Annotated in this window: 10 protein-coding genes and 1 tRNA gene; 6 read left to right on the top strand and 5 right to left on the bottom strand. The window is 65.1% G+C overall.

From position 1 onward, the window contains the following. The first annotated feature begins 55 nt into the window (after positions 1-55). Positions 56-1,969, top strand: a complete 1,914-nt coding sequence (locus EV141_RS07195) for a hypothetical protein (protein WP_241969149.1) — start codon at positions 56-58, stop codon at positions 1,967-1,969. Between the two features lie 86 nt (positions 1,970-2,055). Here the strand turns inward: EV141_RS07195 and EV141_RS07190 are convergent, their stop codons facing one another. The 5 genes from EV141_RS07190 to EV141_RS07170 all read right to left on the bottom strand — a co-directional run bounded on the left by EV141_RS07190 (position 2,056) and on the right by EV141_RS07170 (position 5,934). After that, positions 2,056-2,460, bottom strand: coding sequence for a Rossmann-fold NAD(P)-binding domain-containing protein (locus EV141_RS07190; protein ID WP_130485263.1), 405 nt, complete (start codon positions 2,458-2,460; stop codon positions 2,056-2,058). 14 nt (positions 2,461-2,474) lie between these two features. Next, positions 2,475-3,638 carry a helix-turn-helix domain-containing protein gene (locus EV141_RS07185; protein WP_130485262.1) on the bottom strand — a complete coding sequence of 388 codons (1,164 nt, stop codon included), beginning with the start codon at positions 3,636-3,638 and terminating at the stop codon, positions 2,475-2,477. Positions 3,639-3,657: 19 nt separating this feature from the next. After that, entirely contained in the window at positions 3,658-4,293 is a 636-nt protein-coding gene (locus EV141_RS07180; RefSeq protein ID WP_130485261.1) for a hypothetical protein, read from the bottom strand. A gap of 409 nt (positions 4,294-4,702) precedes the next feature. After that, positions 4,703-5,374, bottom strand: coding sequence for a hypothetical protein (locus EV141_RS07175; protein ID WP_130485260.1), 672 nt, complete (start codon positions 5,372-5,374; stop codon positions 4,703-4,705). A gap of 486 nt (positions 5,375-5,860) precedes the next feature. Then, positions 5,861-5,934, bottom strand: a tRNA-Pro gene (locus EV141_RS07170). Positions 5,935-6,016: 82 nt separating this feature from the next. On the opposite strand from EV141_RS07170, the gene EV141_RS07165 reads away from it, so the two are divergent. From EV141_RS07165 to EV141_RS07145, 5 genes are read left to right on the top strand one after another with little or no spacing between them, the layout of a single operon-like run. Continuing rightward, a complete protein-coding gene (locus tag EV141_RS07165) occupies positions 6,017-6,418 on the top strand; it encodes an NUDIX hydrolase (RefSeq protein WP_157985525.1) in 402 nt (133 codons plus the stop codon). 51 nt (positions 6,419-6,469) lie between these two features. After that, positions 6,470-7,894, top strand: coding sequence for a DUF3375 domain-containing protein (locus EV141_RS07160; protein WP_130485259.1), 1,425 nt, complete (start codon positions 6,470-6,472; stop codon positions 7,892-7,894). Continuing rightward, positions 7,891-8,484 carry a DUF4194 domain-containing protein gene (locus EV141_RS07155; RefSeq protein ID WP_130485258.1) on the top strand — a complete coding sequence of 198 codons (594 nt, stop codon included), beginning with the start codon at positions 7,891-7,893 and terminating at the stop codon, positions 8,482-8,484. The genes EV141_RS07160 and EV141_RS07155 overlap by 4 nt, the downstream gene beginning before the upstream one ends. Then, a complete protein-coding gene (locus EV141_RS07150; protein ID WP_130485257.1) occupies positions 8,481-11,852 on the top strand; it encodes an ATP-binding protein in 3,372 nt (1,123 codons plus the stop codon). The genes EV141_RS07155 and EV141_RS07150 overlap by 4 nt, the downstream gene beginning before the upstream one ends. Then, the gene (locus tag EV141_RS07145) at positions 11,849-13,009 is read left to right on the top strand and encodes a Wadjet anti-phage system protein JetD domain-containing protein (RefSeq protein WP_198675516.1); all 1,161 of its coding nucleotides are present in this window, start codon (positions 11,849-11,851) and stop codon (positions 13,007-13,009) included. The genes EV141_RS07150 and EV141_RS07145 overlap by 4 nt, the downstream gene beginning before the upstream one ends. The last annotated feature ends 60 nt before the right edge of the window (positions 13,010-13,069 follow it).

Raw genomic sequence — 13,069 nt, 5'->3', positions numbered from 1 at the left:
AGACAGACATGACGAAACCCCTCCCGACCCTGAGCTACTCCCGAGGCCGCCGATGATGATCGACTACAACGTCCGAGACGACTGGCCGGAGAACACTCCGTACTGGCTCAAGTCGCTGGTGTCCTCGCTCGACCGCCGTCACACCTCCTCCACCGTGCTGCCGCTCACCGTGGTGGCAGACGAGATCGTGCAGTGGATCGAGTTGGCGAGCGGCGTCGATGCGTGGAAGAAGAGCGCCAACCGCGACTCGCTCGACCGAGACATCGCGCAGTCGATCGCGAGCATCGGGGCACATCTCAGCGCCCAGGTCGCCGCCGACCTGGCATCGTTCCGCGCCACGTTCGCTGCGCTGTCCGCGAGTGGCAATGCGGTCTTGACCGAGCCACCAGGCGCCACCCGAATCGCCCCTGAGTGGCACGCACTCCTCGGTTCGGCGCGAGACCTTCTCACCGCGCTCGAATCGGATGATGCCGTGCGCGCGAGCTGGGACGACCTGGTCGACGTAGCCCAGGACCGGACGCTCCACCACCGCGAGTACGCGCCCATCGCCGACCTGCTATTCGATCAAGTGCGACGCAGGGGCCTCGAGCCTGAATCGGCGTTCCGTGGGCTCGTGGGGGTCATGGCGTTCGGCCGCGACTCGGACGACATCCCACTTGGCGAGGGCACAATCGTGCTCTCCGATCGGGTCGACGCGGCGCGCACGTTCATCGCGACGCCAGCGACGGTCGAACCGGTCGCCGTCTGGCTCGGCTACAAAGGGCGCGCGCACGTGCAGCTCACCGCAGGACGTGTGTCCTTCTACGAGCCGCTCTGGGCGGTGCCGAACGCCGAACCGGGTCGGCAGGACTTCGCGCACAAGGAAGAGCTCTGGGAAATCGTGAAGGGCGGCTTCAACTTCCGCGTTCCGGAAATGATGGACGAGAGGCGTGACGTCGATACGCTCATTCGGGTCGACCTCGGCAACACAACGGCCGCCAGCGCCGTCGAACGAGCCATAGCCATCGTCGACGTGATCTTCAATGTGGCGCTGCACCGAGCAGGCGGGATCCGCCCGCAGCTTGCGGAGCACGTCGTCGTTCTTTCCGGAGTTCCCACCTCCTCGGGACACCGCGCCGTCTGGGACCACACCGGCTTCCCCGACGACACGTACGGTGCGGGCATGATGTCCGAAGCGATCGAGGAACATGGCCCGCGGATCGCCGACGCCTTGGCGCGTGAAGAGCTCCCACGATTCCTCGCTGCCGCGATTGAGGTCCAGACCACCCTGGATCATCCGTTCAGCCGTGACATGGCGCTTCGAAAGCCCTCCGAGGCAGATATCAGCAGTGTCATCCCGCTCTCCGACCGCGTCGTTCAGCACGTATCTGCCCATGCCGCGATGGATCCCAAAGCGCTCTTCTCGCTAATTGGTGAGCGGTGGGCGCATGCCCGGTGGCTCGGCGATCTCCGGCGCGCAGCGGGAATGTGCCTGCTCGGCGGCGGCGAACACCGTGAGCTGCAGCACGAACTAATCGTGGAGTGGTTCTCGCGCAATCCGAAGCAGCCCGAGATCCTTATGCTGGGGGATCGGGCGAGTGACTTCATCTCGCTCTGCCGACTCGAGCACGAACGAGCCTGGATCGAGCGCATGTTTGCAAGCATCATCGATCACGCGACCTATAGCGCCCTGATTGCCGAGTACGAGGCAGAAGGGGAGGTGCTCGAAGCCCGTCGCTGGCGAATTCGCAATGCCCTCGTCCATGGCAATCCGACCACGTTCGCAGTGGTGCAATCGGCGCGCGACTACGCCGAGTTCCTTGGCGGCACGGCGCTCTACATCGCACTGGAATCGTTCGTCGACGTGACCGATCCGCAGACAGCACTTGCCGAACGGACGGGTGAGTTCGTCGCTATGCAAGGTGGTACCGACGCAGCTACATACTGGCGCGACCGCATCAAGAAGGAAGGCTGGCCACTCCCGGCCTAATCGTCAGAGCGAACTTCTGCCACAACGAAGAATCGGAGCCGACCCCATGGGAGGTCGACCCCGAATCGCCGAGGGATCGCGACGGACTACTTCACGAACTCGTCAACGGATGCGCCAGTCCGAAGTTCTGCGGTCTCCCATAGGCGGGCCGCGACCGCTTCGTCCTGGGCACGCTTGGGGAGCTTCGCCTGCGCCGGAGGGCCGGTCATTCCCTTCTCGAGGCCGTAGTAGCCGCCATGGACGACATCCGCTCGCGTGGTCGCGTACAGCATCGAATCGGCACCGCCCTCCGGGGGGTGCGACGGAACAAGCGGCGCGAGGATACGAAGCAGGAGCGGCTGATTGCCACCAAGCTGCTTGCCGTTATCGAAGATGTTCGTGTTGGCCGTGGAGGGGTGAGCGGACAGCGAGAGAAGGTTCCAACCACTCCGACATGGGACATCGACGCGGCCGAAAGCCACTTCCAGGACGTGCCGGACAGCCGACGTCACGGGCTGAACCGGAACTAGGAACGCCCGCGTCGCGCGTCGAGATCGGCCACCGGTGCGAGCGAAGCATCCCGCAGATCGGCAGTGCTTCTCGATCGCACAACCCCGTCGCCCTGAATCGCGAAGGTCACGATGCCAAGCATGAGGTTTTGAACATCCTGTGCGCGGACGCCGAGAAGGCGGGCGAGTTCTGAGAACCCCTGGCCATGGTTACGCATATCGCGCATGACCTGCGTGAGCAGGCTCGACGACTCGGCGCGTAGATCCGAGCCCGGCTCGCCGCGGCGGAAGCCGGCCATCGAGAGCTGCTTGGCGAGCGTGCTGTAGGTCCAGTCAGAGATGACGCCGAGCCGGTGCGCGCGAAGGTTGAGTGCCATCGCGCTGACGCGCCAGCGGCGCTTCAGCATCAGGACGTCCTCGATCATTAGGTTGTTGCTTCGAATCGCGCCAATCACGTCGGAACGCGGCATAAGGAATGAGCTGGCGAAGTCGTTGGCGGCCTGCTCTTTCTCCTTGCCGGGCTCGACGTTCAGTGACCCACCATGCATCACCAGATGGCCCAGTTCGTGCGCCAGGTCGAACCGAAGTCGCTCAGCGGATTTGTGAACATTGAGGAATATGACGGGCCTAGCTCCGTGACGGAACGAGAAGGCATCAATGGCCTGTAGTGGACCACCGGCCGAGTAGACCTTCGCCCCCTTCGACTCCAGGAGCTGCAGCAGGTTCGGGATGGGCGCGACACCGAGCCCCCATGCGCCGCGCAGTGCCTCGGCCGCCTGCTCAGGAGCGAGCTCGTCGTCTGACCCGATCAGATCTTGCTGCTCCGGAACGTTCGGCGAGGGCGAGTGGTACGTCGTCTCGATCCAATCCGAGAGCTCGATAGCGAGTGTCGAGAGACTACGCGCCGTAGCTTCATCCTTCTTCGCGAGCTTCGAGGTCGCGCGAAAGTGGAACGCGTCCAGCGGCGGCTGGCTCTTTACCGGCCGGTAAAAGAACTCGACGGGGAAGTTGAGGACGCGGGCGAACTCCCGGATGAGGTCCGGGCCCGGGGTCTTCTTGACGTTCTCGATCTGCGAGATCCAGGGCGCGCTGATGCCCGCGGCCGCAGCCAACTCAACGCCCGTCATCTGACGGATGGCGCGCGCCATCTCCAGGCGCGCCGGGATGAAGGTACTGCTCATTGTGGGGAACCCAGCCCCGTCAGCGACGGGCGATCGTGAAGCCGAAGCTCTCGTCGTCCGCCTCGGTCTCTTCAAACGTGAAGGCGCCGAGCGCAAGATCGAACGGCGGGAAGATGATGCGGTCGAGCCAGCTGTCGATCTGCTTCCCGGCCATCGACTTCGGCCGGGACAGCTCCAGGTAGACCATGCCGTCACGCTCGTTGTAGAGCAGGATCCAGAGGTACTTCACGTCGATCCCGCCGCCGTCGGCTGTCTGCTGAGCGAAAAGGGCACCCTGGCCGTTCTCGTCGACGCGCTTCGCAAACGCGGAGCCCTTCGGGTTTTTCGTGCTGGGGGTACCCCAAGCCACGCCTGTGAACTCGTCACCGCTGCTCGCGATGAGCCCAAGGTTCAGGTCGGCCTGCGAGAAGTACGGAAGATTCTGCGGGTCGGAGCGCTTCCAATCAAGCTTCAGCAGCATCAGCTCGTCGTGCATGAACTCCACCGTGCGGAACCAGCGAGTCATGTTCGGCGCGGACTTCGGTGCACCCTTGGAGTAGGTGCGGCTCTCGGCGGCACCGGCGGACACGGCACGCTCGAATACCTCGGCGGTGAGTCGCTTCGGAGATAGGTGGCCAGCGAGTTCCTCGCGGGTCTTCGGGGTGTGGATCGCCATATGCGGTTCCTCTCTCGCGGCCGGTGATATCTCCAGGGTAGCGCGACGAGTGAAAGAATCGCTACTTTAAGTCAGGCGTTTCGTCTCGCTTCAGTTCGGGAACGATGGCTCGTCGCCGAGGGCCACTGCCGGGACCACAAGCACAACGGCGAGACTAACCCTCGGCGCAGCGATCATCGGGCTGGCGATCCGGGCCGAGTCGACGATGCGGTAGCCGACACGGTCGCCATCGATGGTGCTGGCGAACTGGCCGGACGCGTCAAGGACGTATCGACCCGGAATGGTGGCTAGGTAGACACTGAAGCTCGAGCGGAGCTTGCTGCCGCCACGCTGCAGCGTGCGACCGTTTTTCTACTGAGCCGGGACACGCTGGCGTTCTGCCGGCGGCCACAGACATCAGCGCTCCGGGCTAGGGCTGCGGATCTTCGAGCAGGTATACCGGGATCTCATGGCTGGTCGGGTAGGGAGGCCGCCGAGTGTCCGGGTCCCAATCCGAGATGAGGCGCGGCACCAATTGCGGCTGTCGCCCCTCACGCCAAAGGTCGCCGCTCTGCTGGGTATCGATCAAGGCGATGACTGCGGCTCGCGCCACCTCAATCTTCGTCCTGAGCAGCACCTGAAGCTCTGCAACGAGCGCCTGGAAGCGGTGCACGAACGTGCGCGGCGACGGCGAAGCAGCGGTGATTACGAGAGCGCGTTCGACGGTAATCGGCCCACCATCCGAAGCGAGATCGGCCATGACGTATGTGCTCTCGTTCTCGCTCTCCGAGTGGGCGATGGTCCGGTTACGGAACTTCATGACCTGGTCGTGCGTGGACTCCAGGTTCGGCGGCACCGTAACGTACGACCAGAGAGCTTTGCGCGCTCCCGACTTCGTCTGCGCCCGACCATAGACGACCACTGCGAGCGCAAGGAGCTGACGGTAGAGCGCTCGGTCGTGATCGTTGTCGGCTTCGGTGTACTCACTGACAAGCCCGAGTGCGAGGGCTGCTTCAGTGAGATCGGCGTTGAGACTGCCAAGTGCGGCGAGACGACGAACCTCCGGGGAGTCCGGCACGATAACCTGCTTCTGATCCACCACGTTCGCTCCGTTGGTCAACGCGGCCTTGTATTTTCTACGGCACCGCCGGTCTTGTAAGTATCGCGCTCATGCTTCACAGCCACCCGCAGATGAGGGGCGAAAGGCAACGCGCACCACTTTTGCGTTACTGAACGTGAACCGTCAAAGTTCGCGTCAACGACCTCGATGTCGCCATCATGAACGCCGCCACCGGCGAAGTGTTCGGAGAACTCACCATCGACACCAGCCGCGGCTATCGATCCACTGGCCGAGCCCGAGTCCCTCGTGCAAACAAAAAACCCCCGATCCAGCGGGTTCGAGGGCTTCCTATGTCCTGAGACAGGGCGTAGTCGGGCTGACAGGATTTGTCCCCACCGGCTCCCCCAGACGCGGCGGGGCCGCGCCCGGGGCCCCTCGCGCGGCGTGGGCCCACCTGCTCGCAGGTGCAATGTTTATCGCCGGGAAATGACGAAACCCTCCCGCAGAGCGGGAGGGTTTCGTCATTTGTCGGGCTGACAGGATTTGAACCTGCGACCCCTTGACCCCCAGTCAAGTGCGCTACCAAGCTGCGCCACAGCCCGTGGCTGGCCCCGTGAGGCCGTAGGAGAGTCTAGCGGTATTGGCGGGGGTGGCCGAACCGGGGTGGGGTGGCAGAGTGGGGGCGTGAGCGGGCAGACGATACGGGTGTCGGCGGCGCTCGTTGTTGACAACATCGGCAGGCTGCTCGTGGTGCGGAAGCGGGGGACCTCCGTCTATATGCAGCCGGGGGGCAAGCCCGAGGCGGGTGAGACGGCGGCCGAGACGCTCAGTCGTGAGCTGCGCGAAGAAATTGGGGCGAGCATCCGCCCCGACGAGTTAGAGCCGCTCGGGCAGTTCACGGCGCCCGCCGCCAACGAGGCCGGGGCGACGCTCGTCGCCGACGTGTTTCGGGCGCGCATCGACGGGCCCATCGCCGCGGCCGCCGAAATCGACGACGTGCGGTGGCTGAGCCGCGCCGAGCTTGAGACGGTTCCGGTGGCACCGCTGATCACGGAGCATATGCTTCCGCTGATTCGGGGCGAGTAGACGAGAATCACTCCGGCGATGTCGGTGGTCGCCCATAGGGTGGCAAGCACCATGGACCTCGACGACATCGACCGGTTGCGCGAACGGCACCCCGCCTGGCGCCTCATGCGTGCGCACAACGCGCCGCTCGTGCTGTCATTTCTCGGGCCCTACTTCGTCGACGAGAACCGCGCCGCCGTTCCGGCCAGCACGATCGAATCACGTCTCGACGATTACCTGTACGACCTCCACCGCACCGACCCCGGCCGGTACACGAACGACGCATCGACCTACCTCGACGACTGGTCGGCAGCCGACGCGGGGTGGCTTCGGCGGCACTACCCTGTGGGATCTGACCAGGTGCACTACGACGCGACCCCGGCGCTACACAAGGCCTACGCGTGGGTCGAGGGCATGCGCGCCCGCACCTTCATCGGCACCGAATCACGTCTGCACACGGTGATCGATCTGCTCCGCCAGATCGTGCACGGCGCAGAAACCGACCCCGAGACGCGCATCGCCGAACTCGAGCGGCGCCGCGCCGCCATCGACGCCGAACTGGCGGATGCACGCAACGGCATCATTCGAACGCTCGACGAGACCGCGCTGCGCGATCGCTACCAACAGGTCGCAGCGACCGCCCGCGAGCTGCTCGCCGACTTCCGCGAAGTCGAAGACAACTTCCGTGCGCTCGACCGAAGCGCTCGAGAAAAGATCGCCCGGTGGGAGGGCGGCAAAGGCGAACTGCTCGCCGAACTGATCTCCAGTCGCGCCGACATCACCGCCTCCGACCAGGGGCGCAGCTTCCAAGCGTTCTACGACTTCCTGCTCTCAGAAGACAGCCAGACCGAACTCGACCAGATGCTCGACGCGGTACACCGCATGCCGATCATCGCCACCGACCGGCGACTGCGCACCGTGCACCATGACTGGCTCGACGCCGCCGAACGCACCCAGCACACCGTGCGCACCCTCTCCGAGCAACTACGCCGCTTCCTCGACGACCACGTCTGGCTCGAAAACAAGCGCATCATGCAACTCGTCCGCGGCATCGAAACGGCGGCCCTCGCAGTGCGCGAAACGCCGCCGGCGGATATCGGCCTCACCGTCAACGCGCCCGGGGTGCCCATCAGCCTTCCGCTCGAACGCCCCCTCTACGACCCGCAGCCCGAAACGCGAGTCGACAGCCTCGTCGAGCCCGACACCAGCGACCCCGCCGACCTCGAAACCCTGCTCGCGCAGCGCTACATCGACACCGCACGCCTCGCCGACACCGTGCGCGAACTCGTGCCCCCGCGCACGAGCGCCTCCCTCAGCGACATCATTCAACAGCGCCCCGTACAGCACGGCATCGCCGAAATTCTCGGCTACCTCAGCCTCGACGCCGACGACATCGCCATCCGCATCGACGACGAGACCACGACCATTCCCTACGACGACAGCGCCGGCAACCCCAAGATCGTGCGCATGCGTCACGTCACCGTGAGCCGACCATGACAAACCCTGACGAGCACGCCATCGCGACCGCGATCATCCACCTCATGAGAGACGTGGTCTACCGAGACATCACCGCCCACGAAACCGTGTGGCAGACACTCCACCGGCACGGCAGTCACGTCGCCGACCACTTCCGCACAATCGGCATCGATGTGGTCGTTGACGACACCGAGGGATACGCCTACCTCGCCACGCGCGAAACCGCCGACGGAGACGAACCCCTGCCACGGCTCGTGCGCCGACACGCCCTCAGTTACCCCGTGAGCGTGCTGCTCGTCATCCTCCGCAAGCGGCTCGCAGAGTTCGAGTCAGACGGCGACAGCGGATCCCTCGTGATCACGCGCGACAGGCTCATCGAGATGATCCGTGTCTTTCACGCCACGACGAGCAACGAGGCGCGCAGCGTCGACGCCGCAGAGACCACGATCAAGAAAGTCGTCGAACTCGGGTTCCTTCGCGAGCTGCGCGCCCAACCCGGGCACTACGAGGTGCGGCGAATACTCAAGGCCTACGTCGATGCGCACGCCCTGGGCGACTTCGCCGAGCGTCTCGCGCAGTACGCCGCCAACTCGACAGGGGCACCCTCATGACCGACACGCTCTTCAGCGCGCTCGACGCACCCGCGGCCGCCCACCACACCACGGGCTACCGACTCCATCGCATCGAAGTATTCAACTGGGGCACATTCGACAAGCGCGTCTACACCGTGAGCCCCAACGGCTCCACGTCACTGCTCACCGGCGACATTGGCAGCGGAAAATCGACCCTCGTCGACGCCATCACCACCCTGCTGTTACCCGCGAACCGCATCGCCTACAACAAAGCCGCCGGAGCCGACGCCCGCGAACGCACGCTCCGCAGCTACGTCGAAGGGCACTACAAGTCTGAGCGCAACGAAACCACCGGCACATCCCGCCCCGTGGGGCTGCGCGACGACCGCAACTACACCGTCATCCTCGGGATGTTCGTCAACGACGGTCACGCAGAAACCGTCACCCTCGCGCAGGTCTTCCATCAGAAAAATCGCGCCGGGCAACCCGACCGCTTCTTCGTGACAGCCACGCACCCGCTCAGCATCGACGGCGACTTCACCGACTTCGGCACCGACCTCAACGCTCTGCGCGCCCGCCTGCGCAGCGCGGGCGCAACCATCGACACCAGCTACCCCGAATACCAGCGCCGCGTGCGACGCCTGCTCGGCATCGCCAGCGAGCAGGCGATGGAACTGTTCCACCAGACCGTGTCGATGAAATCCGTGGGCAACTTGAACGACTTCGTGCGTCAGCACATGCTCGAGCCAGCCGACACCGACACCCGCATTCGGGCCATCATCACCCACTACACCGACCTCGTGAAAGCGCACGACGCGGTGCGCACAGCCACCGAACAGCTGGCGGTGCTCAACCCGCTTGTCGAAGCCGCCGACCGGTACGACGAGGCGCACCGCAAGAACGCGGACCACCGCGACCAGCGCGACGCCCTCACCCCATACATCGCCGAGCAGGTGCGCGCCATCATCGCCGCCGAGCTGGCGGAGTGCGATGCGCAGCACAACGCGCTTCGCGACGAAACCGAGACTGTCGACCGCGCACGAGCCGAGCTCGTACCCCGCCGAGATGCACTCACGCTCCAGCGCGCCGGTGCGGGTGGCGACCGCCTGCGTGACATTGAGGCCGACATTCAGCGTCTGCAGGTCGAGCTCAACAAGCGCGTCGAGCGGCGCAACCGCTTTGCAGGGCTCCTGGCCGACGCTGATCTTCCGCCAGTCGATGATGCGCAGCAATTCAGCATGCGTCGCGACGACATCGAACAGCGCCTCACCGAACTCGAGCAGCAGAGCGCCGCCGATGCCCTGCGCCGCGAGCCGCTGATCGAGCGGCGCATCGACGCGCGGCGAGCACGAGACGCAGCGGGCCTCGAGATCGCAAGCCTTCGCCAGCGTCGCAACAGCCTGCCCCTCGACCTTGAGCGCGTTCGCGATGAACTGTGCTCGAGCGTGAACCTCAACCCCCACGAGGTGCCCTACATCGCCGAACTCATCGACGTAGCCCCCGCCGAATCTGAGTGGCGCGCAGCAGCCGAGCGGGTTCTCCGCGGATTCGCGCTCACGATGCTCGTACCCACCGCCCACTACGCAGCCGTCTCTCGCTGGGTGAACGCTAACCGGCTGCACACCAAACTCGTCTACCGCCGAGTCGCCGAGCGAGGGGTTCACGCCGTACCCACCCCCAGGATCGGGCGGCGACTCGTCGACATCATCGCCATCGAGTCCGGACCGTTCGCCGACTACCTTGCCGTCGAACTCGCGCAGCGCGCCGACCACGTACTCGCCGAAACGGTCGACGAACTGCAGCGTGAGCATCGCGCCGTCACTCGCGAGGGGTTGATCAAGAGCGGCGACCGGCACGAAAAAGATGATCGGGCTGACACCCTCAGCCCGCGAAACTGGGTGCTCGGGCGAGACAACGGTCACAAGCTCGCGGTACTCGAAGGGGAACACGACAGCCTCGGCGGCGAGCTGAGTCGCCTCGACGCCGAGATCGCCGCGATCGCCGCGGGCGACGACGCACGGCGACGCATCAGCACCGCACTCACCGGCCTTCGCGAATACCGATCGTGGCCAGACCTCGACACCGAAGCGGCGAACGAAAACCTGCGGCGACTCAGCGACGAGCAGCAGCTGCTCATCAGTGGGTCAGACAAGCTTCGCGCCATCGACGCCCTGCTCGACGACATTGACGCCGAAGATGCTGCCCTTCGTGAGCGACTCACCGCGCTCGCAACCAGGATCGGCGAGATCAAGAAGCACGCGGAAACGATCGCGGAGCGTGACCGACGTGAGGCGGCCGCCCTTCACGCAATGGGCGACGACATTGTGAGCCAAGCCCGAACCCACTACGCCGAACTCGCGACACGTCACGGAGGCACGCCCCTCACGACAGTCACCCACTGCGACACCGCGCGCACGACCATCAGCGAGGCGCTCAGCGCGAGCATCGACCGAACGCAACGCGAAATGCAGGGCTACATCACGAGCATCCAGAACCAGATGAACGAGTTCCTGCGCACCTGGCCCGCCCATCGTGCAGAGCTCGATGCCGATGTGCTCTCCCTTCCCGCCTACCGTGAGCTGCACGCAACCGTGCTGCGCGACGACCTCCCGCGATTCGAAGCTGAATTTCGGCACCAACTGACCACGAACGCGGTTCGTGAACTCGCATCGTTCTCAAGCTGGCTCACCCGTCAGGCGGGCGAGATTCGAGACCGAATTGACCGCATCAACGACGCGCTGCGCGCCATCGATTACACCGACGGCCGAATCATTCAGCTGGTCCTCGAGCCGACCGTGAATAGCGAAGTGCGGCAGTTCCGCGCTGACATGCGCGAGGCGACGAGCGACGCGCTAGGCACCGATGACAGGGCCGACCACGTGGAGCACCGATTCGAGCAGATCCGTCGCCTGATCGAGCGATTCAGCGGCCGAGAGGGTCACGCCGATGCCGACAAGGTGTGGCTCAAACGCGTGACCGATGTGCGCAACTGGTTCACCTTCGCCGCCAGCGAGCAAGACCGCGAGACCGGAGACGAATACGAGCACTACACCGACTCTGACGGAAAGTCGGGAGGGCAAAAAGAGAAACTCGCGTACACGATCCTCGCGGCATCACTCGCCTACCAGTTCGGTCTCGAGTGGGGCGTCGAAAAGTCGCGCGATTTCCGCTTCGCTGTCATCGATGAGGCATTCGGTCGCGGGTCCGACGTCTCGACCCGCTACGCGCTCGAGCTGTTCGCGAAACTCGGCCTGCAGCTGTTGATCGTCACCCCGCTGCAAAAAGTGCACATCATTGAGCCGTACGTCAGCACGATCGGCTTCGTCGACAACCCGACGGGAGCCGCATCCCGGGTGCACACCATGACGATTGAAGAGTTTCGCGAACGCCGCCGAGCGTCATCGTGAGTGATCCCGCTCGCTGGACGACGCCGGCGATGATCGTCGAGGCGGTGCGGCGACGCTGGACGGACGGCTCACTCTTGCGCGGATTCGTGAATGCAGAGCCGTTCACGACAATCGACCTGCCGTTGCGCGGGCCGAGCTCGGCCGACCTCGGCGACCACTTCGACGAGGCGCGCGCGTGGGCGGAATCGATTCGCCGCGCATCGCGCGGTGGGCGGTCGTTCACCGTGGTGGACGGGCGCATAGGCGGTCGATCGACAGGCGTCACAACGCGACCGGAGCGGGCCGTCATCTCGAGCTTCGACCAGGCGTGGAGCATCCTCGGCACGGTCACCGAGGTTGCGGTTTATCGCGAGATCATCAGCGGCAGCGTGACGAGCCCTGCCGCGCAGGAGTGGGCTCTGGCGAATCCGCTCAAGGCCCTCGCGATCGGCGCTGAATGGTCGACCGTACTGGCGGCGCTGAGCTGGCTCGTCGAACACCGAAACTCTGGCCTCTACCTACGGCACGTCAGCGCCCCCGGAGTCGACACCAAGTTCATCGAGCGGCACCGCGCAACCCTCGCCGGGATGCTCGCCGTTCCTTCTGCGCGCGGGCCATTTGAACGCACGCTCGGCTTCGCCACGAAGCCCGCAACAGTTCGACTGCGATTCGACCCGGCCGTGCTGGGAATGCCACGGGGCGTTCACGAGGCTGTGCTGCGCAGCGACGAGCTTGATGCTCTCGACGTTCGCCCGAAACGCGCACTCATCGTCGAGAACGAGATCAGCTACCTGAGCGTGCCCGTGCCCGAAGGCTGCGTGGTGCTGTGGGGGCGCGGATACGACGCCAACGAACCGGCGTCACTGACGTGGCTGGCCGGCCGACCCGTCGACTACTGGGGTGACATCGACACGCACGGGTTCAGCATCCTCAATCGCGTTCGCGCCCACCTGCCGCAGGCGCGATCGGTGCTGATGGATGCGCCGACACTGCTGGAGCACGAGCAGCGGTGGGGCACCGAAAACGATGCAACCCGCGCATCCCTCGACAGGCTCACAACCGACGAGAGCGCGCTGTACTCCGACCTCGTGACCGCGCGATATGGCCCGGCGGTGCGTCTCGAACAAGAACGGCTCGATTGGCGGTGGGTGAGTGCCCGTCTGTGGCCAGACCAGTAGTGGCCCGTGGTGCCGGCCGTGGTGCGCAGCGATGCGGGGCCTTGGGCGTGGGCACGGCCG

The organism is Microcella putealis (assembly GCF_004216575.1).
Lineage (GTDB): Bacteria > Actinomycetota > Actinomycetes > Actinomycetales > Microbacteriaceae > Microcella > Microcella putealis.
Note: the sequence above shows the minus strand (reverse complement) of the source record. Positions and strands in the feature narration are given on the sequence as shown.